We start from the raw sequence: 21251 nt of genomic DNA on the forward strand, positions 1-21251 counted from the left end.
CTCCCACCGAGGTCACCTCCGTGACCGGATCCCCTTCGACAAGATCGGCCTCCCATGATTCGAGTCAACCGCTCCTTCGTCGCCGGCGCCCTGCTCGGCGGCGCGGTCCTGCTGTCCGTCGCTCCCGCCCAGGCGCAGACCACCCTCGGGCCCCAGGCCACCGAGACGATCGGCAACAGCGGGATCGCCAGCGGTTCAGCCGACCTGAACAACTTCTTCTGCGGCACGCTGTGGCGTCCCGTCTGCTACCCCAACGGCCTCCCGTCCTAGGTCCGCTCCGTTGCCATGGCACGCCAGGCGTCCGCGGCGCTGCGATAGCGCGGCGTCCAGTCTGTCGCGGCGCGGAATCGCTTGTTGCTCACCCGTAAGGACCTGGTCAGCGAAGTGAGGCGGCGTCCGCCCAGCAAAGCCGCGCGGCCGGGCGCCCAGAGCCATGGCCGGGTATGCACGGCGGCGGTGGCGGCGCGCGCGTAGTCGCGTTTGGTCAGCGGTTCGTCATCGACGATGTTATAGACGCCCGCTGGGACTTCGAGCGCCGCGACTACTGCCGCCGCGGCGTCGGCGAGATGGATCGACGACAGAAATCCGGATGGCGGGCCGAGGACGGTCGCGATGTGTTTGCGGGCCGCGGCCAGGATCAGTTCGCTGTGCTCGGCCCCGCGCCCGCAGAACACGCCGAAGCGGAGAACCACGCCGGTTCCGCCCGCGGCGGTGAGCCGGTGCGCGTTGTCCTCGGCGGCGAGACTGCACACCGCGCGCGGATACCGATCGGGTCCGGTGCTCTCATCGATCCAGGCGGCCCCGCCGTCGGGATACACCATCGCCACCGATTCCTGCACGATCCGGCCCACACCCACGGCAGTCGCCGCGTCGAAGAGCGCCGCTGAACCTTCGATTCGCACGTATTCGTTTCTCCGCCAGGCCTTATCGGAAAGAAACCGTGCCGTGCTCGGCAACGCGGTGGCCATATTGACGATCGCGTCGTGCCCGGTGAGCACGTGCGCAAGAGCTTGCCGGTCGAACAACGAGATATCCACCGGCCGTGCGCCATCGGCGGCCAGGGCCGCCGCCGACGCCGGCGTTCGAGCGAGCGCGCTGACCTGATGTCCGGAATTCACCAGCGCCGGAACGACATACCGCCCGATCGCCCCGGTCCCGCCCGCCACGAAGATCTTCAGAGGGGTTGGCATCGACCTCACCTCGGTTCGAGTAGCACGATCGGGATCACGCGAGGATGCGCGAGGCGCTGGAAGAAGCCATAGCCGGGATACACTGCTAAACAGTTGGGCCACAGGGCATCCCGCTCTTCTCGGGTTGCCACGCGTGCTCGCACCCGGCGCGTCTCGGAACCGACCTGAACCGTGGTTTCCGGGTGGGCGAGCAGATTGTGAAACCACGCCGGGTTGGTCGGCTGGCCGGCCTTCGAAGCCACGATCGCGAGGACAGCACCGTTCTCGTAGTACATCACCGGGGACGTTCGGCGAATCCCGGTCCTCGCACCGACGTGATCCAGCAGCAGAATCCGAGTCTGCGGCCACCCGAGAAGGCGCCCACCTACTCGACCGCCGAATCGTCGGTACAGCGCGACGTGCAGCTTCGTGGAACGTCGCCCGAGATAGACCCCGCGACGGTTGGCGAACCGCGAACTCCGCTCCACCAATCTCCCCAACAGCGACGGCCGCACTTCAGCGCCCGCTTTGCCGATCTCGGCCATCACGGCCTCCCCACCTTCAATTCGACTACTACATTCGATAGTAGATCGCACGGCGACCCCGAGACAAGGGTTGGACGTGCCACCCAATCTCGAGAACAGTTGTGTGGGACTCTGGGTCCCATATATCCTCGAAGTGACGCCGACCACTTGCTCCGCCGGTCGGCCCGAACGAGGAGATACCGATGACGCTGTCGCACTCGGGCGGGGAACTGTTCGACCAGGACTATCGGGACGCGCTGGCGACCCTGTCCGAGGGCTCGGTTCACCGCCGCTTCGACCCCTATCTGGATATCGATTGGGACGCACCGGAATTCGCGATCGATCCGGACGATCCGCGCTGGGTGCTGTCGCCGGAATACGATCCGCTCGGCGCGACGCGCTGGTATCGGGAGCTGCCGCTGGAGCGGCAGGTCGAGATCGGGAAATGGCGGATCGCCAACGTCATCAAGGTGGGCGCGGCCTTCGAGAGCGTGCTGATTCGCGGGATGATGCAGTACATCATGAAGCTGCCCAACGGTTCTCCCGAGTTCCGTTACTGCCTGCACGAGATGACCGAGGAGTGCAACCACATCCAGATGTTCCAGGAGCTGGTCAATCGGATCGGTGTGGACGTGCCCGGGATGCGGCGGCTTTTCAAGATCCTCTCGCCCTTTATCGGCGTGGCCGGCGGGTACGCGCACGTCATCCTGTTCATCGGCATCCTGGGCGGCGAGGAGCCGATCGACCACTACCAGAAGGCCCTGATCCGCGACGGCGACTCGGTACCGCCCGCGGTGCTGCGCACCATGGAGATCCACATCGCCGAGGAGGCGCGGCACATCTCGTTCGCGGGCGAGTTCCTCGCGGCGCATCTGGGGCGCATGAACATCGCGTCGAAGTCGGTGTGCGCGTTGGCTTTCCCGCTGGCGATGCGCTGGCTGGCCGGGGAGATCATGTCGCCGCCACGGTCCTTCGGGCGGCAGTTCGATATTCCGGAAGAGGTTATGCGCGAAGCGTTCTGGAGCGCACCACAGTCGCGGCGCATCATGTCCGGGTATTTCGGTGACATGCGCAAGCTCGCCACCGATCTGGGGCTGATGAACCCGATCACCAAACAGCTGTGGTCGCTGCTGCACATCGATGGCGCGCCGTCGCGGTACCGGAGTGAGCCGGAGCGTGGGACACGGCGCGTGGCTTGAGGTTTCGCCCGATCAGAGCGGTGCGGCCAGGTCGCGCAGCACTTCGAGCAACGGCCGGTCCGGGTCCAGGGCGAGGTCGTGATCGCGGGCGACGGCGTCGACCACGCTCCAGGCATAGCCGGCCACGGTGGTGATCAGGGCGGTTCGGGAAAGCGCTGGGGCGGGATCGCGGGCCCACCGGGTCACCGTCGCCTCGACCATCGACACGATGGCGAAAGTCATGGTGTCGACGGCTGGTTCGTCGACGACGCCGACCACACCGGCGAGACCCGACACCAGCCCGCGAGTGCGCGCCGCGACCGCGGTGGCGAGACCGGTGGCGGCGTCGACGTCGTCGGGATCGCCGACCGCCGGGCCTTTGCGCAGGAAATCGTGCAAGCGCTGGTGGTTCTCGAACCAGTCCACCACGGTCTCCACCGCGCGGGCGACGATCTCGCGAATCGACCCGGACGCCACGTCCAGCGCCTCGTCGAGCGTGTCGGTGAACTGCTCGCCGATGGCCGTCCGCACTCGCCGATCGAGGTCGTCCCGCCCGGAAAACTGCCGGTACACCACCGATTTGGCCAATCCGGCGCGCTCGGCGATCTGCTGCATCGAGATCTCGCCCCCGGGCGGGGTCTCCTCCAGCAGCGCGATGGTCGCCGCGACTATCTGCTCGCGCCGGCTCTCGTTGTGCGGCTGCCAGCGGGCCTGCCGCCCACCCAGGGCGGTCGACGCGGCTGACTCGGCGCTCGGCACTGCCCGAGTCTAAGACACCCGGTGCGCCTGGCGCCCGAGCGTCAGAGGGCGAGCATGGTGGTAGCGACCTCGTCGGCCGCGTCCTGCGGCAGGGCGGTTCCCATGTCGTCGAGGACGAGCAGTCGCGCCGCGGGGATTTCGGCGGCGAGGGCCTCGCCGTTGCCGAGCGGGAAGAACGGGTCGGCGCGGCCGTGCACCACCAGTGCCGGCAGCTCGAGGTCACCGAGCCGTTCACGCCAGCGCGGGGCGCAATCGAGGCGGGAGAACACCATGCCGAGCTGGTTCGCCTGGTGCACGGCGGGGTCGGCCGAGGGCGTCCGGTCCCAGATTCGGGCTGCGGTCGCCCGCGCCTGCTCCGGATCGTCGCCCAGCGTCTCGGCGCCCTCGGCGGCGAAGGCCGCGACGGCGTCCCGGTCGGTCCAGTTCGGCATCGGGTGCGCGAACAGCGCTGACAAGATCGCGTGGTCGTGATCCGGCAGGTCTTCGTCGACCGGGCCCGGCGCTACCGGCCGGGTGCCGACGAGGGTCAACGCGGAGAACAGCTCCGGGTGGTCCAGCGCGGCGACCTGAGCGACCATGCCGCCCACGCCCGCTCCCCCGAGATGGGCGGTCCCGGCGCCGAGCGCCGCGACCAGCGCCGCCGCGTCTGCGGCGAGATCCCGCAGGTCGTACGCCGGATGCTCCGGGTCAAGGGTGGTCGACGCGCCGGAGTCCCGCAGGTCGTAGCGGACCACACGCCGGCCGCCGGCCGCGAGCCGCTCGCACAGCACGTCCGGCCAGGACAACATCGTGGTGCCGCCCGCCAGCAGAACCAGCGGATCGTCCGCGCCGCCGAAACTCTCGATCCCGAGATCCACCCCATTCGCCCGTATCGAGGTCGTTCCTGTCATGCCTGGACTCCTGTCTGTCGGTGTACCCAGAGATATCGACGGCGGATTCGGCCGGAAGTCATCGGTGCGGCGACCCTGTTGTGCCCTGGGCCACAGCTGCGCTACTCTCCCGGAATTGAGACATCAACGTCTCAATGGGGAAGGAATTTGCACAATGCCGATCCGCCGCCGTGTCGGAATCTCTTGGCTCGCTGTGGCCGTCGTGGCAGCGGCAACGCTGTTCGTCCCGACCGCGGCGGCCACGCCCGAGGCCGGTTGCGCTGAGCCGGCGGCCGGAGCGCTGCCCGAACGCAAGGACGCGGCGGCGGTCGGCATGGATCCGGCGGCCGTGGCCGAGGCGGTCGCCCACGGTGCCAGAACCGGCGCGTACGCGGTGCAGATCTACCGCCACGGCTGTCTCGTCGGCGACCACACGCCGACCGGAAATCTGCCGATGCCGTTGGCCAGCGGCAGCAAAGGCGTCGCCTCGGTGGTGGTCGGGCGGGCGATCACGATGGGGTTGTTCGGGCTCGACGATCCGCTCGGCAAATTCTTTCCGCAAGCCGATCCGGCGCATGCCGGAATCACTGTCCGCCAGGTCCTGAACCAGACCACCGGCATCCATTTCAGCTGGCCGTCCGATATCGCCGGCCTGCAAACGGATTCGGTGCTGCAAACGCTCGCCGCGCCGGTCGACTACGCGCCGGGAACGACGTTCCAGTACGCGCAGAACGTCCTCGCGCTGCTGCCGAAGATCGTCGAGATCACCACCGGCTCCGATTTCCAGGATTTCGTGCAGCGCGAGCTGATGCAGCCCCTCGGGATCGACCGCGGCAACTGGGTGTGGCTGCGCGACCGCAGCGGCAACACCGCCGTCAACGGCGGGCTCGCCATGCGCCCGGGCGACCTGGCCCGGATCGGCCGGCTGCTGATCCAGCAGGGACGCTGGCAGGACCGGACGCTCGTCGACGCCGACTACATCCGCCAGGGCGCCCAGCCGACCGACGCCAACGGCGGCTACGGTTTCCTGTGGTGGCTCAACGCGGGCGACACCTATCGCGGCGTGAATGTGCCTACCCCGCAGCACTATTCGCACCCGGTCTTCGTCGGATCGCCCCGCGACACCTACGCCTTCTCCGGGGCGCTCGGCCAATTCGTGACCATGGTGCCCAGCCGCGACCTCGTCATCGTCCGGCTCGGCATTCCGACCCGGATCGAGCCCGGCAACCTCACCGGGCTGCTGACCGGCACCAGCAACCCGGACAACAAGGAACTCTTCCGCAGGGCGAGCGCCGCCGTCACCGACCTGCCCGCCATGCCGTACGAAAACCCCTACGCCATCAGCGATCCCAGCCAACCTCTGGTCAAGAACCTGGACGACCTCAGCAAACTGGCGGACCCTTTGAACGCCGCGGCCGTCCTCCTCGGTGTCGGCCCCTACGCCTCGACGCAGTGCAATATCCTCTGGTGCAACGGAAAACTGGTCCCCGAAGACGTTTTCCGCCTGATTCTCGACGTAGGCACTCAAATCGCCACAGCCGTCCAGTCATTGGGGAACACGCCCCGCTAGGCTTCCACTGCGCGGCGGCTACGCCGAGGTCGAACCGGCGCGGGCCCAGGCACGGACGGTAGGCGGGGCGTAGAGCCAGCGCCGCTCGTCCGCCAATTCGGCCTGTGCGCCGGCAATGACGCTGGGTGCGACCCCGTGCGCCACCAAGCTTTCGTGCGCCTGCGACCAGGTGAGGTTCCACATGCGCGCTGTCGGCGAACCGCCGCGGAACATTGGCGCCTGCGCATCGGCCCGGAGATCGACGAGCCCGAGTTTCTCCAGCTGCGCAGGCAAGTTCCTGGCCCAGGCCTGATCGGCGCCCGCGGTCTCGGTCGAACGCGCGAATGCTCGCCAGACCTCGCCGAACGCGCCCGGCATTTCATTGAGAACACCGAGACCGTCGCCCTCCTCGAGCAGGAGAACACCGCCGGGAGCCAGCGCCCGGGCCAACCGCTCCAACACGACATCCCTCTGCGCGATATGCAGCAGCACGAATCGCGTGTGGACGAAATCGAACTGGCCTTCGGGGAGTTCGTCGGCGACAAGGTCGAGCTGAGCTACTTCACCGCCCAGGTCGGGCAGGTCCGCCAGATGACGCGGGTCCGCGTCCACAGCGACCACTCGGCCGGCCGGCAAACAGGCACCGCACAACCATCGCGCGAACGACCCGCCGCCCGCCCCTGCCTCCAGACACCGCGATCCCGCACCGACACCCAATCGCTCAGCGAGAGCGATACTTTCCGGGTCGTAGGCCGCACCCAGCAGCGCAAGCCGTTCCGCAGCGAACTCCCATTCGTTGGGGAGCGTGTATTCGCTTGTGGCGGCGGTTCGGACGCGGATCCCCGGAGCACTCTCCATACGTAGCGATCCTTGTCGCGAGACAGCCTGGCTGGCAAGCGGTTTGCCGCATCGGGAAACCGTGCCAGCACACCGGCGCTCGCGTGCGGACCAGCGGCAACACCCGCACAAACTACCGCATATCCACCTATGCTTTCGCATAGAACGAGGGAGCCTTCATGAAACTTGTCAACGAACACCGAGCTGTCCCGGCGCGTCTGATCACGCCGACCGACAACGGCTTTCTGCTTATCGGGGCCGATATCGGCGCCTGGGCCGGACCATTCCCGCTACCCGCGCGGTCGCGGCGGCGCCTGCTCGCCGAGGCCGGGCCTTTGTGCGCGGCGCTCGCACGACGAGACGACGTGCTGGAGGCGACGGTGTTCCGGGCCGTGTTGCGACCGCCGGGTGAAGGTCGCAAGCTGCTCCAGCGCGCCCAAGTGTCCCCCGCCCGCTACGACGTAGTGGTGCTGATCCGTACTCGTTCCGTGGCCGACCTGGTCGCGCTCCGGGCCGACACCGCCTGGCTGGAACTGGCGGCGCTGCTGAAAACCCAAGCCCGGCAAGTGCATCAGATCGCCGCGCGCAATCCCGCCCGCATCGCCGATGTCGATCACGACCCCCGCCACTGGTTCTTGTTCAACTACTTCTTCTGCAAGGATCCGGGAACATTACGTGATGTCTGGGAGTACACCGCGGGCTGGTTCCAACGGGAGACCGCACTACCCGATTCGGTACCGATGCAACCACTTCCGGGCGAACCCGATGATTACAACCTCGTCAATCACGCCAGCTGGCCCACCCTGCGCAGCTTCCTGCCCAGCCTCTTGTTCCGGCCGAGCTTCCGAAACTTCGTCCTGGCCAACTTCGCCGCCAACGACATCGCCGCCCAGCCGATCATCTACCGAATGCACCTCAGCGGCGATGTCGCGACCTAGCGACCGCACCTCCCCTACTTCGCCGCATTCGGGTTGTACTTGTTGGTGAAGAACTTCGAGGAATCCAACGGGCCGGTGATCGCGCCGGTATCGCGCAGCCACGGCTCCCAGAGCTCGAAGTCGCGTGGTGTGATCAGCCCGTTGACGGCGGGCACGCCGACCGACAGCCAGAACTTCACCGCCGAGGCGTCCTCGCCGGCCCGCTTGCGCTTCTCGATGATCTCGGTGAACTTCGCGACCACCTGATCGCGGGGCGTGGTCTTCTGCCATTCGATCGCCTTGGCGATCCCGCCGACGAACGCCTCTGCCACGGCGGGATTCTTGGCCAGGAAATCGTTCCGGAAAATGTACTGGCCGCCGTTGAACGGTCCGAACTGCTCGAAATCGGTGAACACGGCCCGCAACCCGCCGGCCGCGACGGCCCGCTGCTGGAACTGGCCGCTCAGCGCCGCGACGTCCACCTGCCCGCGGCGCACCGCGTCCTCGGTGTTCGGCGGCGGCAGCACCACCAACTGCACCGACTTGATCTGCTGCTCGTCGAACCCGTTCTGCTTCAGCGCCGTGTGAATGTCCGCCTCGGCTTGCCCGCCGAGCGTGTTGACCCCGATCTTCTTGCCCGCCAAGTCTTTCGGCGACCGGATCGGGCTGTCTTCGGGCACATAGAACCCGGTGAAGGTCTTCTCGTCGGAGCCGTAGTAATTGATCACGGCCGTCACCGGCGCGCCGGCCTGCGCCAGCTTGGCGACCGCGCCACCGAACGCACCGCCGAAGTCGACCTGCCCGGTCGCCGCGGACTGAATGTCCTGCGGGCCGCTGATGGTATTACCCTGCCAGTCGAGCTTCACCTTGCCGCCGAAAAACCCGAGATCCTCCGCCAATTCGGGAAGGGTGACCTGCGAAGCCCAACCTTGGTAGCGCAGCACCGGAACCCCGCCCGATTCCCGGACCTCCCCGCCTCCGCACGCACTCAGCACCACCGTCACAGTGGCGGCGATAACCGCGCCCATAAAGGCCCTGCTGTGTCGTCTCACACGTACTCCTCGATATCGGCAACACGACCTCGCATTGCGGTACCGCGAGACTGAAGCACCGGCCGACCACAGTCCAGAATTGCGTTCGGTCAGATTTCATCTCGGTCGCCGATAATCGTTGGTGCCCGGCAGGCCCTGGTTGCTACTGTCCAGCCATGATGGTCAGTTTACGAACCGCCGCCGCAGCCGCACGAGCTCTCAGCTCGCCGGTCGCTGCCGCCTGACCTTTCTTCCCTGCCAGCGACCGGAAACGGTCCGCTGGTGCGCGTCGGTTCTGGTCCCGGGCTTGCCAGTCGCGGTCGCTTCCGGTCGATTTCACATCGATGGAGCAACCGCCATGATCACGACAGAGCAAACCGTTCAGACCTTCCTCGACTTCTTCCGCGACCGCGGGCACGAACTCATCCCAGGCGGATCGCTCATCCCCCCGCCCGGGGATCCGGTGCTGTTCACCACCTCCGGCATGCACCCGTTGACCCCCTATCTGCGGGGCCGACCCCATCCGCTGGGCCAGCGGCTCACCGGCCGGCAACGCTGCTTGCGCACCACCGACCTCGAAGAGGTCGGCGACGACACCCACCTCACCGTGTTCGAGATGCTCGGGTCCTGGTCCCTCGGCGACTACGCCGGCCCGCAGAGCCTGCGCTGGGGGTTCGAATTGCTCCGCGACGGTTTCGGCATCGACCCCGGCCGGATGCACGTCACGGTGTTCGGTGGTGACGACCAGGTCGAGCCCGACCACCATTCCTGGCAGACGTGGAACGAGCTGGGGTTACCGGTCGAACCGACCACCGGCGACAACTGGTGGTCCAACGGCCCGACCGGACCCTGCGGACCCGACTCCGAGATCTTTGTCTGGACCGGCGACGAAATACCGCAGGGCACACCGACATCCGACGACCGGTGGGTCGAGGTGTGGAATCACGTCATGATGCGCTATCTGCGGCATCCCGACGGCAGCCTCGAACCACTGCGCCGACCCGGTATCGACACCGGCCTGGGTCTGGAGCGGCTGGTGCGAATTCTGCGGAACACCCGGTCCGTCTTCGAGATCGACGTTTTCCGGCCCTGGATGAGCACCCTGCCCCGACTCTGGGGTCCGCTGGGCGAACCGTCGCTGCGCCTGCTGTCGGATCATCTTCGATCCAGCGTCGTGGTGCTCGGTGACAACGTCACACCGTCTCCGTCCGGACGCGGTCACATACTCCGCCGTTTGATCCGTCGCACCCTGACCACGCTGTGGCGCGACGATCCGACCCGCACCTTGTCCGACCTGCCGATCGATCTGGTGGAACACACCCTCGACCACTTCCGGCAATCGGTTCGCCCCGAGGAGGTGCGCACCGTTCTGTTCGACGAGGAGCACAAATTCGGCGTATTGCTCCAGCGCGGACGAAAGGTCTTGTCCCGCAGCCGTTTCCTCGAACCCCTGACCGAGGACGACTACCAGTATCTGCATGACACCCACGGACTCCCCCGCGATCTGGTGGTGTACCTGAACACCGACAACTGACGAGTCCGGGTATCGCTCGCTGGATTCCGGAGCCTCGCGCTACCCTTCAGCCGAGCGGGTGAAAGATCATGGGCAACAGCGTCATCTACCCATGCCGAGGTTGTGAGGTCACAAACATGATCAACGAGGTGCATCAGGATGCTGTCATCCGCACTGGTGACCGTTACACCGCGTTTGCGAACGCGTTGTCGGCATTGCTGGGAACTGGCCCGCTCGATGACATCCTCGTCGATCACGCCGGGTCGAAAATTCCGCTCCTGAAGCTGGCACAGGTCGACACCAAGGGCCCGACTTCGTCGATCGCCGCTTTCGACCGGGCGGTAGGCAGCGCCATTCGACACGCCATCGTGCAGGCCGGGTTTCAGGTACGAATCTCCGGAAAGATCATCAGAGTTACTGCGCCGCAGTCGAACCCGCGCGAACAGATCGCGAGAATCGAAGCGCACGCCGAACAGGCCCGCGCCGAGGTGCGCGGCGTCTATGAAGACCTGAGCGATCGGTGTCGCCTGCTCCTGGCCGACGGGATCTTCAGTGCGGACGAAGAACGCCGCACCCGGTCCGTGGTCCAACGCGTGACCGACGCGACCATCAGCAACATCGACCTCGCCGCGACCAGGTTCAAAGCCATGGCGAAGGGACATCGCCCGGAAGCGATGGACGACTGGGACCTCACCGAGTTCACCCGCACTTATGACGGCTACGCGGCATTCGATGACGACCCGATCGAACTCGGCCGTGCGGTCCAGCACGTGCGGCAGTTATGGGATCAGACCGGCCTGCTGTCCAACGATCTGACCTTGCTGCGTACGTGCCTGTTCCTTCAGGTGAAGGCGCACCGTCATCGCGGCGACGGCCATCCCTTGAGCGAGCAGCCGTTCGTACGAGCCCTGGCAGCCCGGATCAGGGATGTCTCCGGCGGCGTGCCGTGGAGCAGTCAATAAAACGGCAGGTCCCAGGCGGCCCGGAAGGAACACCGCGATCGTCGCGGCCGTCGCGCGCTGCCGGCCGCAGCGTAAGTTGATGGGAGACAATCGGAAACGACTGAGGGGTTGCTGTGACGCTGCGCGAAAGGTCTGACCGGACGATGCTGGACGCTGCCCTGGTGTACGGGGAGCCCTATCAAACGCCCGACGGGTCCACGATCATTACGGTGTCGGCCTGGAGCGGCAACGAGGCGCGACCAGTCGGGGTATTCGTCGTGCACGGCGGCGAGGTGACGTGGCAGGCGGCCGAGGATCGGATCGGGTTGCTCCAGACCCGAACCCACCTGATCGCGGCGACCGTCGGCACAGTGACCGGGCTGCTCGCCGCGGCCTTCGTAACGGGTGCGCTGCTGCGCCGGCCGCCGTGGCCGGATGTCCGATTGACGCCGTCCTGGTGACCACCGAGAACCTGGAGGGAGACCGCAATGCCGAGATCTTTCTTCGGCTCCCTGTTCCGCGCTGTCGGGCGCATCATCGCCGGCGCGCCCGTGCTGGTGCTGTTTCTCGTCGTGGCCATGCTGGTCGGGTTGTTCGGCGCGGTGCTGCTGCTGACCAACTCCGGCCCGACCAGCCCGAAACCGTCCCCCACCGTCACGACGACGCGTAACTGCGCGCCGTTCGCTTGCACGGTGGGCCAATAGTTGGATGCACCACTGGTGCAGGTTAATTCGGTGCCTGGAAGCCACCGATCCGCTGTTCGAGTAGTTCGGCCAGACGTAACGGAGTGCGGTCCTCGAACATCGGACCGATGAGCTGGACTCCCACCGGCAGTCCCTCGGGGGAACGGCCCGCGGGGATGGCGGTGGCGGGCAAGCCGGGCAAGGTCGCCAGACCGGCCCAGACCAGCTGATCGAAGTACGGGTGCGCGACGCCGTCGATGTCGATTCTGCGTTCCAGCAGATTGGGGTTGTGGTCGTGCGGGAACGCGGGAGTGGGCGTGATCGGGCAGACCACAGCATCGAACTCGGTGAAGAACTGCCGCCAGCCGTGGCGGTGGAACTCGCGACGGCCGACGGCCTCGAGCCAGTCGCGGTGGCTGAACACCATGGCGCGCAGCTGGGCCGCGGCGAGGCTCCGGTCGTCCGTGGACAGTGCGGCGGCGCGGGCGCGCAACTGCTCGTCCGCGTCGACAGGAAAACGGGCCACCGAGCCCGAGAACAGAAACTGCATGTAAAGCCCTGCGGCGTCGATCAAATCGGGCAGCCGCGAACTACGCCGTTCTACCCGGGCGCCGGCGTCGGCGAGGGCGTCGGCCACTCGGTTGACACCCGCTCGCACGGCGGACCCGGAGGGGAGGAACGGATGCTCGTCGAGGACCAGGACTCGGAAATCAGCGAGCCGCTCGTGGCGCGCGGGCGGCAGCGTCAACTGGTAGGCCAGGCCGTGCGTCAACGGGTCCGGTCCGGCCATGACGTCGAGCAGGAGACTGAGGTCGCGGGCGGTGCGCGCCATCGGGCCGACGACTGCGAGGTCGAGGTCGACCGGCAGCGCCGGGCCCGGCGGCGCGACCATACCTCGCGGCGCCGCCAGCCCGAGTGTCGGCTTGTGTGCGTAGACGCCGCAGAAATGCGCGGGGGTGCGCAGCGAACCGGCGAGGTCGGAGCCGATGGACAGCGCGCCGAATCCGGACGCCAGGGCCGCGGCCGATCCGCCGGACGATCCGCCCGCGGTGCGGGTGTGATCCCACGGGTTGTTGGTGGTGCCGTGTATCTCGTTGAAGCTCTGGATATCTTGCAGCCCCAACGGAACCGTGGTTTTCCCGAGCACCACCGCGCCGGCGCCCTTCAGCCGCGACACCTGTACCGCGTCCTCGACCGGCACATGATTCCTGTGCTGCGGCATGCCCCAGGTCGTGGGCAACCCGGCGATGTCGTAGGACTCCTTGACTGTCACAGGAATACCGAGCAGCGGCCGGTCCGCTCCGCGAGCACGAGCCTGGTCCGCACTGCGCGCGGCGGCCCGTGCCCGGTCGAAGTCCGGCACACAGATCGCGTTGATCACCTTGTCGTCACGCTCGATGCGGGCGATCGCCTCGTCGGTGAGTTCCACGGAGGTCACCGCACCCGCGCGCAAGGCAGCTGAAAGTTCTTCGGCCGATCTGAATTTCCACTCCATGAATCCGACGTTATTGGCATGCCACAAAGGACATAAAATGCCGGTTCGCACAACCCGCTGATTCGGTTTCGGAAATTCGTCAGACGGGGCTAGTGGACCTTGCGGAACCGGGCGTCGAAAAACGTGAAGATCGCGAACGCGGCCAGACCGACCGCGACGGCGAGCAGCAATACGGTGCCGTACGGCTGCGCCGCAAGGGTTTTGAGCGCCACATCCAGCCCGGTCGCCTTCTGCGGCTGGCTCTGCACAGCGGCCACGATGACGAGCACCCCGGCGCCGGCATACACCCCGCCGAGCGCCACATAGCCGACCTGCCCGAGCCGGATCACGACCCGCTCCGTCGACCGGCTCGCCGTGCCGAAATCCTGCTCCTCGTGGAACCGCCGAGACCAGCCGTGGTGGGCGATGAACAGGCCCGCGACGACGATGGCGAGCCCGATGACGATCACCACCGGCTTGCCCCACTCCTTGCCGAGCAGGCTGCCGATGAGACCGAGTTGCGCCTGGTCGGTCGATGCGGCCGACGCACCGTTCGCCAGCTTGGCCGCACTGTAGGCGAGGTAACCGAACAGAACCGCCTCACCGAAGTTCATCGCACGAAGCAGCTTGTCCTTCCGACTGTTTCGCGCACCGGTGCACGCTTCGAGCAACTGCCACAGCACAGCGAACCCGAGCCCGACAGCGATGAGCCAGAGCACGAACCCGCCGCCGGGGTTCTCCGCGAGGTTCTGCAACGCGCCGGTCTTGTCGGCTTTACCGACCCCGCCGCCGTCGACATCGCCGAGCGCGACCTGAACGCAGACCCACGCCACGAGGAGATGCACGACGCCATAGGCGACCAAGCCCACCCGCGCCGCCAACTGGAACGGCGCGCTTCTGGCCACCTCGCGATGATTCGACTTGCTCATAGCCACACCATGGGAAAACCGTAACCGCGCGGACCGTTTCCGCACTGGCGAATTACCAGGCAGGTATGTCGCTTTCAAGAATCGCGCGACACTGAAACCTCATGCGCACGAAGATATCCCGTCGGGACTAGGAGAGACACTGGTGGCGCGGTGCGCCCGGTTGACGGCCATGAGCTCGTCGAGCGCATCCCGCGTCTGGACGAGTTCGCTGATGTGCTCGGACAATCGGTCGCGTTCCCGAGCCATGCGCTCGAAGGCGGAGTCGGTGGTCTCGTCGCTCGGCGCGTCGACGCAGGGCAGGATGTCGGCGATGGTCTTGCTGGACAGACCCGCGGCGTAGAGCCGCTGCAGGAAGGTGACGCGCTCGACATCGTATGCGGCGTAATGGCGTTGGCCGCTGGGGCTGCGGGTGCTGCTGAGCAGCCCCTGTTCTTCGTAGTACCGCAACGAGCGAACGCTGGCTCCGGTTCGCGCCGCCAATTCCCCTATTCGCACGTTTCGTCCCTCCAGAAATGACCTGCGTCACAGCACTTGCCTCTGACATTGACGTCAGGTTTTAGCGTACTGGCATGACTTCACTTTTCGACAGCTACTCACTCGGCGACCTGACCTTGCCGAACCGCGTGGTGATGGCTCCGATGACCCGGGTGCGCGCCGCTGCGGGCGGCCTGGCGACCGCGTCCATGGCGACGCATTACGCACAACGGTCTACCGCGGGGCTGATCATCTCCGAAGGGGTACAACCCAGCCTGATCGGGCAATCGAACCCGGGAACGCCGGGGCTCTACACCGACGCCCAGGTCGCCGCGTGGCGTCCGGTCACCGGCGCGGTGCACGCCAACGGCGGCCGGATCTTCGCGCAGCTCATGCACGGCGGACGGGTGTCGCATGCCGAGACGATCGGCGCCCAACCGGTCGGCCCGTCGGCGGTGGCCGCGGTCGGCGAGGTCTTCACTCCGTCCGGTCGGCAACCCGCTCCGCTCCCCCGCGCCCTGGACATCGCCGAGGTGCCCGAGCATGCGCGCTCCTACGGCGCGGCGGCGCGGCGGGCTATCGAAGCCGGCTTCGACGGTGTCGAATTGCACGGCGCCAACGGCTATTTGATCTCGCAGTTCCTCGCCTCGAACGCCAACCTGCGCACCGACCGCTACGGTGGCTCGGTCCGCAACCGGATCCGATTCGCGGTCGAAGCGACCGCCGCCGCGGTCGAGGCGGTGGGCGGGGCACGGACCGGCATCCGCCTGTCTCCCGGCGCCACCTTCTGGGGCGTCGAAGAAACCGATATCGCCGAGTTGTACGCCGCACTGCTGGACGAGTTGACCCGCCTCGACCTCGCCTACATCCATCTGGAGGCGACCACCGACGACGAACTGCTGCTCGGCCTGCGCCGCCGCTGGCCCGGCACCCTCATCATGAACCCCGTCTATCCGATGGGACCCCAGCAAGTCGGTCGCGACGACGCCGACCGCTGGCTCGGTCTCGGCGCGGACCTGATCAGCTTCGGCCGCGCCTTTATCGCCAACCCCGACCTGGTCGAACGCCTGCGCAGCGCGCTACCGATCGCTCCTACGGACGAAGCGGTGTATTACGAAGGCGGGGACAGCGGGTACGTGACGTACTCGGCGTATCAACATTCGGCGTGAGGCGATTCGGTGCACTCCGGCTGGCGGTGTGCACCGAACCCGATGTTCACATCCGCAGGGCTACCAGCCCGCGCTACCCGAATTGGCGGGCGGGTTGCCGCCGGTGGCCGGGGTGCAGCGTGATCGTGTGGTTCTCTCCCACTGTTGAATCCACCTGCTCCAGATGGCGGTCGAAGCGTACCGAGACCGAGCGCCGAACCGTGGCGCGCGAAAGTTTTTCGGCCGCGGCGATGAGTTTTCCGGACCGCCACCGTCCTTACTGCTGAACGCGCTACCAACCCGGCGCGACCAACCCGGTAAGGAACACGAAATGACCGCCATCACCGCCACCCAGACCACCACCGCCGTCCGCCCCGGCAAGATCCGCAACCGCGTCCTGTGGACCCTGCAGATCGTGCTAGGCCTGTTCTTCCTCATCGCCTCCGGCGGCCCGAAGCTCCTCATCCCGCAGACCCTGATGGAAAACAACGCCACCGCTTTCTCGATCCCGTTGGCGCTGCTGATCTTCATCGGTCTCGCCGAGGTCGCCGGCGGCATCGGACTCATGGTTCCCCGCCTGACCGCCGCCGCCGCGACCGGCCTGGCGATCCTCACTTTCCTCGCCGCCGGCTTCAACGTCTTCCTTACCGGCACACCGGAACTGGCCCCGTTCCCGCTGGCACTCACCGCGATCTTCGCCTGGATCGCCTACGAGCGCCGGGCCTCGATCACCGCCCTGCGCACGCTGATCCAGCGATGACCCGCGCATAACGCCCGGCTACCGGCGGCACCCCAGCCGCCGGTAGCCGCGTTGTGCGTTACCGGGACGGTCCGGTCGGGGTTGGTCGGGCTGTCCCATCGGAGTCGCGGGGTGGGCGAAACCGGGTCGGGCCGTCCACCCCGCGACCCTCCGAATCACAGGCCCTGGTCCTTCAGGAATCGAGGAAGTCGACGAGCAACGGCACGAGGGTCGCCGGGCGGTCGAGCGGGATAATGTGACCACAGTCCTCGAGCAAGTGCCCGGTCAAGGTGTCGGCGATCGGGCGGAGTTGGTTTTCGAGTGTGGTTCCGACCGGGTGGGAGCCGATGGCCATCGTCGGCACGGTGAGCCGGGCAGTCTCGACAGCTCGCCGAATCTGGTCGGCGCTGGTGGACATCGCTCGGTAGTAGGAGAAAGCGGCGCGCAGGGAATCAGTGCCGGTGTAGGCGGCGACGAAGGCCTCGCGGATTGGTTCGGGGATGCCGCGTCCCTGGGTTCCCGTCGCCAAAAACCAGTCGAGGTAATCGGATTCGTTTCCGGCGAGGACCTTCTCGGCAAGACCCGGCACCGCGTGAAACCCGAACCACCAGGGCGGCCCACCAGCCAGAAAAGTCTCGGCACCGGGCAGTGTGCCCAGCAGCGATTCCATCAGCACCAGCCGATCGACCCGATCGGGCCGCCGCATCGCCAAGAGGAACGCCGGCGGCGCACCGGCATCGATCGCGACGACGGACGCACTGTTCTCACCCAGGGCGTCGAGCAGCCCCGCGGCGTCGGCGGCCAGCGTGCCCGCGTCGTAGCCCTCCTGTGCTCGGGTACTGCCGCCGAGGCCGCGCAGGTCCGGCGCGATCACCCGATGATGTTGCGCAAGTGGGCCCATCGATTCGCGCCACAGCTGCCAAGTGTGCGGAAAGCCGTGCAGCAACAGGACTGCCGGTCCGGTGCCGGCGATCGCCACGTTCGCTTCGATCCCGTTTGTTGCCACCATCCGCACTGTGAGATCGGGCAGTTCGTGCGACATGCGATCCTCCGCTAGCTGGTTACCAATAGTTACCAGCTGACCGTAGGTAACCCAAGGTAGCCTGCCAAGAAGGCACTTTCGATACAGGTGGTGAGCTCCAGGTGACTACCCGACCCAGCAGCCGGCGCGGCGATCTGTTCGCTCCGGACTGCCCGACCCGCCGGCTCCTGGATCGACTCGGCACCAAATGGGTGTCCATGGTGGTGAAACTGCTCGCCGAGGCCGCACCCGGCGAAGTGCGCTTCGCCGAACTACAGCGTCGGATGCCCGGCGTATCGCAGAAGATGCTGTCGGTGACGCTGCAAAACCTGTCCCGCGACGGCCTGGTCGCCCGCCGCGTCGAACCCACCGTTCCCCCACGCGTTCACTATCGCCTGACCGATCTCGGACTCTCCCTGGAAAATCCGCTGGCCGCACTACGGGCGTGGGCCGAGGAGCACATGGCCGAGATCGACGCCGCCGCAAACCCCGCGGACTCCTGACGGCCATGTTCGGTACACACAGTGTTGAGTGCGGCTAAGCGTTGAACCTCGCTTAGCGAAGCGTTGCCGAAACACCGCTTGTTGCACGGCCTTCGACTGCCGATGCTGGAATCCGCCGCAGTATCAGCGGATTCGACCATCGGATTTCAGGAGGAATTGTGCCGCGCGAATTGGTGTACACCGGGTTCATGTCGCTGGACGGCGTCGTGGACTCGCCGGGTGGCAAAGAAGAGGGACATCGCGGCGGCGGCTGGGTGATGGACACCGAGTTCGTCCCGGAGGCCTACTCCCTCAAGAGCGACGAACTCGCCGAACACACCGCCCTGCTGTTCGGCCGCCGCAGCTACGAGGTCTTCGCACCGTACTGGCGCGAATCCGACGATCACATCGCCTACAAGGAGCTGCCCAAGTACGTCCTGTCCACCGCCCTCGACGAAACCGACTTGCTCGACGGCTGGGGCCCGACCACCATCCTGCGCAGCACCGAGGATGTGGCGAAACTCAAGGAATCCGAAGGCGGCGCCATATTCATCCACGGCAGCGCCGAACTGGCCCGCCGCCTCGCCGACGCCGACCTCATCGACCGCTACAACCTGCTCGTCTTCCCCGTCCTGCTGGGCGCCGGCAAGGGCCTGTTCAGCCGCTCCGACCGCGACAAACAGCAACTGCGCCTGCGTGACTCGGCCACCTACAGCAACGGCGTAGCCAAACTCGTCTACGACGTCGTGCACTGACCCGCCACGGCTGTAGCGGGTAGCGCCGACGCCAGGCGATCAGGCCAGAACGGGGTAGTTGGCGCGGATGACCGTGTGGGGATCGCGATTGCGTTTGATGGCCCGCAAGCGGGTCAGCGCGGCGGGCGGGAAAGCGCGTGCCGCGGTGTCACCCGGCGTGAGAAACGTGAACGGCGACCGGCCGGCCAGGACCGGGTGCAGGTCGGCGCGGTACTGCTGCCGCCGGGCTTCGATTGCCGCCTTGGAGTCCGGCGTGGTGACCATCCCGACCGCGATGAGGCAGTAGGGTGCCGTCAGCTGCCCGGCCGCGCTGTCGGATGGTCTGGCGAACGCACCGCCCAGGTGCCGGATCTCCATCGCGAGCAGCGGCGTAATCGGCTGCAGCAGCGCTTGGGCGGTGTGATCGTCGATCTCGGTCAGCAGCTCGGAGGCGAACATCTCCGGAGTGGGATCGGTTGGCTCGAGCGCGATCTGGCCGACATCGGCGATCGGCATCATGCGGCGGGTGTCTTCGAGCCTGCCCGGAATCGAGTCGAACACGGACAACAATGCCCGCCCGCGCGCCTCGTCCCCCAGGTACGTCACGAGGATGCTGGTGATGGCATCGGGCGATCCCGGGGGCTGAAACCGCTGGAACCACACCGTCAATTCGTCGGGCGCGTCCGCGGTCACGTCACGGAAGGCCGTCATGATCGCGGACGCGGCGGTCCCCGGCCACATCATTCTCCCGCCGAAAACGGCTGGCGCCGGGTGCAGATCGAAGTCGACCGCGGTAACGAGAGCGAAGTCACCACCACCACCGCGCATGGCCCAGAACAGGTCCGGGTCGGAGGTGGCGGTGATCCGGTCGGGGCGACCGTCGGCGTCGACGATGTCGAAAGCGGTGACGCTATCGGCCGCCCACCCATGCTTTCGCCCGAACCAGCTCAATCCGCCACCGAGACAGAACCCGGTCACATTGACCACCGGCGAACTGCCTGCCAGCCCGGTCAATCCGTGCGGCCCCGCCTCGGCGAGCAGTCGGCCCCACGCGACCCCCGCGCCGACCCGTGCGGTTCGCGCGGCAGGATCCACCCGAACCGCGTCGAGTCTGCTTGTGCGCACCAGGATCACGCCCCTGAGATCGTCACTGGCGCCGTGACCGTTGGGCTGAACCGACAGCGACAACCCCTCGCGACGGGCGTAGCGCACCAGGGCGGCGGCATCGTCGACGTCGGCGAGCTCCACCACCGCCCGCACCTGCTGGGTGATAGCCGTACTCCACGGCCGGCCGGCCGTCTCGAACTCCGGGTCTCCCGGCAGCGATACCCGGCCCCGCACGACCGCACGCAGATCGGCACTGGCCGCTGTCGTCGCACGTGTCGTGACCAGATCGTCGATCGCCCAAGCCGACGCGCCGACGGCGCCCAGACCCGCCGCGCCGATGAACGCTCGGCGACTGATTCCTCTGCTCAATTCCCCACCGCCCCAGGACATGACTACCTCCATAAACTACACACGATGTGTAGAAACTAAGCTACACGCGATGTGCATATCCCGCACGAGCTCAGTCCACATCGCACGGAACACGGGAGACGGACGTGACCGAACCGCAGAACGCCAGAGGCCACCGCACGGTCGGCGCCCTGTTGGCGGCGACCCGCGACATCATCGAGACCGACGGCCTGCCCGCGTTGACCATGGCAGCAGTCGCCGAGCGCGCAGGCGTCACCCGCCGAGCCGTCTACCTGCATTTCGCAACGCGGACCGACCTCGTCACGGCGCTCTACCGCAGCCTTGGCGAGACCGAGGACCTCGCGGTATCGCTCCAGGCGGTGTGGGACACCCCTGACGCCGTGTCGGGTCTCCGGGAATGGGTCGCCCACCTGGTGCGATCACACCTGCGCATCCTGGCGGTGTTACGCGCCGTGGAGCAAGCCCAGCACACCGACCCGGATGCGGCAGCGTTGTGGCGGACGACCCAGGGGAACTGGCTCAAGGGCAGCCGCCGCGTCATCGAACGACTGGCGCGGGAGGGGATGCTCGCCCCACACCATTCCGTCGACACCGCGACCGACCTACTGTGGGCGCTCATGTCGCTCGACCTACTCGACCGCCTCGCTCACCAACGACGGTGGTCGAAAAGGCGACTGACCGAACAGCTCACCGCCACGTACGTCGCTACCTTCGTCGCGACCGGCGATCACCCAGGAGAGCGAGCGAGCTCCCGCCGATCGTGATCACCGGGCCGGCGGACAGGTGCGTGGGCGCAGAGTTTCA

The 21251-nt window shown here is 67.0% G+C and carries 24 protein-coding genes; 13 read left to right on the forward strand and 11 right to left on the reverse strand.

All coding sequences use genetic code 11. The annotated features are described in order from the left end of the window. Positions 1–54 precede the first annotated feature (54 nt). Positions 55–270, forward strand: coding sequence for a hypothetical protein (locus AB0M14_RS28535; protein ID WP_365000111.1), 216 nt, complete (start codon positions 55–57; stop codon positions 268–270). On the opposite strand, the gene AB0M14_RS28540 is transcribed toward AB0M14_RS28535, so the two are convergent. Together AB0M14_RS28540 and AB0M14_RS28545 are read right to left on the reverse strand one after the other, a co-directional pair. After that, positions 267–1190 carry an NAD(P)-dependent oxidoreductase gene (locus tag AB0M14_RS28540; protein WP_365000113.1) on the reverse strand — a complete coding sequence of 308 codons (924 nt, stop codon included), beginning with the start codon at positions 1188–1190 and terminating at the stop codon, positions 267–269. The two genes, AB0M14_RS28535 and AB0M14_RS28540, sit on opposite strands and share 4 nt — an antisense overlap. 5 nt (positions 1191–1195) lie before the next feature. After that, positions 1196–1714 carry a nitroreductase/quinone reductase family protein gene (locus tag AB0M14_RS28545; RefSeq protein ID WP_365000115.1) on the reverse strand — a complete coding sequence of 173 codons (519 nt, stop codon included), beginning with the start codon at positions 1712–1714 and terminating at the stop codon, positions 1196–1198. A gap of 176 nt (positions 1715–1890) precedes the next feature. Between AB0M14_RS28545 and AB0M14_RS28550 the strand changes: the two genes are divergently transcribed. Then, the gene (locus AB0M14_RS28550; RefSeq protein ID WP_365000509.1) at positions 1891–2892 is read left to right on the forward strand and encodes a diiron oxygenase; all 1002 of its coding nucleotides are present in this window, start codon (positions 1891–1893) and stop codon (positions 2890–2892) included. Between the two features lie 12 nt (positions 2893–2904). Here the strand turns inward: AB0M14_RS28550 and AB0M14_RS28555 are convergent, their stop codons facing one another. Together AB0M14_RS28555 and AB0M14_RS28560 are read right to left on the reverse strand one after the other, a co-directional pair. Beyond that, a complete protein-coding gene (locus AB0M14_RS28555) occupies positions 2905–3630 on the reverse strand; it encodes a TetR/AcrR family transcriptional regulator (RefSeq protein WP_365000117.1) in 726 nt (241 codons plus the stop codon). A 41-nt stretch (positions 3631–3671) separates the two neighbouring features. Beyond that, positions 3672–4520 carry an alpha/beta hydrolase gene (locus AB0M14_RS28560; RefSeq protein ID WP_365000119.1) on the reverse strand — a complete coding sequence of 283 codons (849 nt, stop codon included), beginning with the start codon at positions 4518–4520 and terminating at the stop codon, positions 3672–3674. A 154-nt stretch (positions 4521–4674) separates the two neighbouring features. On the opposite strand from AB0M14_RS28560, the gene AB0M14_RS28565 reads away from it, so the two are divergent. Beyond that, the gene (locus tag AB0M14_RS28565; protein ID WP_365000121.1) at positions 4675–6069 is read left to right on the forward strand and encodes a serine hydrolase; all 1395 of its coding nucleotides are present in this window, start codon (positions 4675–4677) and stop codon (positions 6067–6069) included. Between the two features lie 18 nt (positions 6070–6087). Here the strand turns inward: AB0M14_RS28565 and AB0M14_RS28570 are convergent, their stop codons facing one another. Next, positions 6088–6906: a class I SAM-dependent methyltransferase gene (locus AB0M14_RS28570; RefSeq protein ID WP_365000123.1), complete on the reverse strand. Its 819-nt coding sequence runs from the start codon at positions 6904–6906 to the stop codon at positions 6088–6090. Positions 6907–7064: 158 nt separating this feature from the next. Between AB0M14_RS28570 and AB0M14_RS28575 the strand changes: the two genes are divergently transcribed. Further along, entirely contained in the window at positions 7065–7823 is a 759-nt protein-coding gene (locus AB0M14_RS28575) for a hypothetical protein (RefSeq protein ID WP_365000125.1), read from the forward strand. Positions 7824–7837: 14 nt separating this feature from the next. On the opposite strand, the gene AB0M14_RS28580 is transcribed toward AB0M14_RS28575, so the two are convergent. Continuing rightward, entirely contained in the window at positions 7838–8854 is a 1017-nt protein-coding gene (locus tag AB0M14_RS28580) for an ABC transporter substrate-binding protein (RefSeq protein ID WP_365000127.1), read from the reverse strand. 337 nt (positions 8855–9191) lie between these two features. Here AB0M14_RS28580 and AB0M14_RS28585 point away from each other — a divergent pair, with 337 nt between their 5' ends. The 4 genes from AB0M14_RS28585 to AB0M14_RS28600 all read left to right on the forward strand — a co-directional run bounded on the left by AB0M14_RS28585 (position 9192) and on the right by AB0M14_RS28600 (position 11991). Continuing rightward, a complete protein-coding gene (locus AB0M14_RS28585) occupies positions 9192–10367 on the forward strand; it encodes an alanine--tRNA ligase-related protein (protein WP_365000128.1) in 1176 nt (391 codons plus the stop codon). Positions 10368–10483: 116 nt separating this feature from the next. Beyond that, positions 10484–11308, forward strand: coding sequence for a ribosome-recycling factor (locus tag AB0M14_RS28590; RefSeq protein ID WP_365000130.1), 825 nt, complete (start codon positions 10484–10486; stop codon positions 11306–11308). 143 nt (positions 11309–11451) lie between these two features. Beyond that, on the forward strand, positions 11452–11748 hold the full coding sequence (locus AB0M14_RS28595) for a hypothetical protein (RefSeq protein ID WP_365000132.1): 297 nt from the start codon (positions 11452–11454) through the stop codon (positions 11746–11748). 27 nt (positions 11749–11775) lie between these two features. Further along, positions 11776–11991, forward strand: coding sequence for a hypothetical protein (locus tag AB0M14_RS28600; protein WP_365000133.1), 216 nt, complete (start codon positions 11776–11778; stop codon positions 11989–11991). Between the two features lie 22 nt (positions 11992–12013). Here AB0M14_RS28600 and AB0M14_RS28605 read toward each other — a convergent pair whose 3' ends face one another. From AB0M14_RS28605 to AB0M14_RS28615, 3 genes are all read right to left on the reverse strand, one after another. Then, positions 12014–13465 carry an amidase gene (locus tag AB0M14_RS28605; protein ID WP_365000135.1) on the reverse strand — a complete coding sequence of 484 codons (1452 nt, stop codon included), beginning with the start codon at positions 13463–13465 and terminating at the stop codon, positions 12014–12016. An 89-nt stretch (positions 13466–13554) separates the two neighbouring features. Next, positions 13555–14373, reverse strand: coding sequence for a DUF1206 domain-containing protein (locus tag AB0M14_RS28610; protein ID WP_365000137.1), 819 nt, complete (start codon positions 14371–14373; stop codon positions 13555–13557). 99 nt (positions 14374–14472) lie between these two features. Beyond that, positions 14473–14868: a MerR family transcriptional regulator gene (locus AB0M14_RS28615; RefSeq protein ID WP_365000139.1), complete on the reverse strand. Its 396-nt coding sequence runs from the start codon at positions 14866–14868 to the stop codon at positions 14473–14475. A 74-nt stretch (positions 14869–14942) separates the two neighbouring features. Between AB0M14_RS28615 and AB0M14_RS28620 the strand changes: the two genes are divergently transcribed. Together AB0M14_RS28620 and AB0M14_RS28625 are read left to right on the forward strand one after the other, a co-directional pair. Then, on the forward strand, positions 14943–16016 hold the full coding sequence (locus tag AB0M14_RS28620; protein ID WP_365000141.1) for an alkene reductase: 1074 nt from the start codon (positions 14943–14945) through the stop codon (positions 16014–16016). 310 nt (positions 16017–16326) lie between these two features. After that, a complete protein-coding gene (locus AB0M14_RS28625) occupies positions 16327–16755 on the forward strand; it encodes a DoxX family protein (protein WP_365000143.1) in 429 nt (142 codons plus the stop codon). Positions 16756–16927: 172 nt separating this feature from the next. On the opposite strand, the gene AB0M14_RS28630 is transcribed toward AB0M14_RS28625, so the two are convergent. After that, positions 16928–17776: an alpha/beta hydrolase gene (locus AB0M14_RS28630; protein ID WP_365000145.1), complete on the reverse strand. Its 849-nt coding sequence runs from the start codon at positions 17774–17776 to the stop codon at positions 16928–16930. A 101-nt stretch (positions 17777–17877) separates the two neighbouring features. Here AB0M14_RS28630 and AB0M14_RS28635 point away from each other — a divergent pair, with 101 nt between their 5' ends. After that, positions 17878–18258, forward strand: coding sequence for a helix-turn-helix domain-containing protein (locus AB0M14_RS28635; protein WP_365000147.1), 381 nt, complete (start codon positions 17878–17880; stop codon positions 18256–18258). A gap of 158 nt (positions 18259–18416) precedes the next feature. Then, complete coding sequence (locus AB0M14_RS28640) at positions 18417–18992, forward strand: dihydrofolate reductase family protein (RefSeq protein ID WP_365000149.1); 576 nt, start codon at positions 18417–18419, stop codon at positions 18990–18992. A 39-nt stretch (positions 18993–19031) separates the two neighbouring features. Here the strand turns inward: AB0M14_RS28640 and AB0M14_RS28645 are convergent, their stop codons facing one another. Then, positions 19032–20468, reverse strand: a complete 1437-nt coding sequence (locus AB0M14_RS28645) for an FAD-binding oxidoreductase (RefSeq protein ID WP_365000150.1) — start codon at positions 20466–20468, stop codon at positions 19032–19034. A gap of 104 nt (positions 20469–20572) precedes the next feature. Between AB0M14_RS28645 and AB0M14_RS28650 the strand changes: the two genes are divergently transcribed. Further along, complete coding sequence (locus AB0M14_RS28650; protein WP_365000152.1) at positions 20573–21211, forward strand: TetR/AcrR family transcriptional regulator; 639 nt, start codon at positions 20573–20575, stop codon at positions 21209–21211. Positions 21212–21251: the final 40 nt, after the last annotated feature.

This window comes from Nocardia sp. NPDC051832 (assembly GCF_040681285.1).
In the GTDB taxonomy this organism is placed as follows: Bacteria; Actinomycetota; Actinomycetes; order Mycobacteriales; family Mycobacteriaceae; genus Nocardia.

Coding starts and splice junctions, on each gene's coding strand:
- AB0M14_RS28625 (WP_365000143.1), top strand. CDS start 16,327: ATGACCGCCATCACCGCCACCCAGACCACCACCGCCGTCCGCCCCGGC.
- AB0M14_RS28560 (WP_365000119.1), bottom strand. CDS start 4,520: ATGACAGGAACGACCTCGATACGGGCGAATGGGGTGGATCTCGGGATC.
- AB0M14_RS28610 (WP_365000137.1), bottom strand. CDS start 14,373: ATGAGCAAGTCGAATCATCGCGAGGTGGCCAGAAGCGCGCCGTTCCAG.
- AB0M14_RS28645 (WP_365000150.1), bottom strand. CDS start 20,468: ATGTCCTGGGGCGGTGGGGAATTGAGCAGAGGAATCAGTCGCCGAGCG.
- AB0M14_RS28585 (WP_365000128.1), top strand. CDS start 9,192: ATGATCACGACAGAGCAAACCGTTCAGACCTTCCTCGACTTCTTCCGC.
- AB0M14_RS28605 (WP_365000135.1), bottom strand. CDS start 13,465: ATGGAGTGGAAATTCAGATCGGCCGAAGAACTTTCAGCTGCCTTGCGC.
- AB0M14_RS28595 (WP_365000132.1), top strand. CDS start 11,452: ATGCTGGACGCTGCCCTGGTGTACGGGGAGCCCTATCAAACGCCCGAC.
- AB0M14_RS28535 (WP_365000111.1), top strand. CDS start 55: ATGATTCGAGTCAACCGCTCCTTCGTCGCCGGCGCCCTGCTCGGCGGC.
- AB0M14_RS28545 (WP_365000115.1), bottom strand. CDS start 1,714: ATGGCCGAGATCGGCAAAGCGGGCGCTGAAGTGCGGCCGTCGCTGTTG.
- AB0M14_RS28600 (WP_365000133.1), top strand. CDS start 11,776: ATGCCGAGATCTTTCTTCGGCTCCCTGTTCCGCGCTGTCGGGCGCATC.
- AB0M14_RS28565 (WP_365000121.1), top strand. CDS start 4,675: ATGCCGATCCGCCGCCGTGTCGGAATCTCTTGGCTCGCTGTGGCCGTC.
- AB0M14_RS28540 (WP_365000113.1), bottom strand. CDS start 1,190: ATGCCAACCCCTCTGAAGATCTTCGTGGCGGGCGGGACCGGGGCGATC.
- AB0M14_RS28620 (WP_365000141.1), top strand. CDS start 14,943: ATGACTTCACTTTTCGACAGCTACTCACTCGGCGACCTGACCTTGCCG.
- AB0M14_RS28590 (WP_365000130.1), top strand. CDS start 10,484: ATGATCAACGAGGTGCATCAGGATGCTGTCATCCGCACTGGTGACCGT.
- AB0M14_RS28630 (WP_365000145.1), bottom strand. CDS start 17,776: ATGTCGCACGAACTGCCCGATCTCACAGTGCGGATGGTGGCAACAAAC.
- AB0M14_RS28575 (WP_365000125.1), top strand. CDS start 7,065: ATGAAACTTGTCAACGAACACCGAGCTGTCCCGGCGCGTCTGATCACG.
- AB0M14_RS28570 (WP_365000123.1), bottom strand. CDS start 6,906: ATGGAGAGTGCTCCGGGGATCCGCGTCCGAACCGCCGCCACAAGCGAA.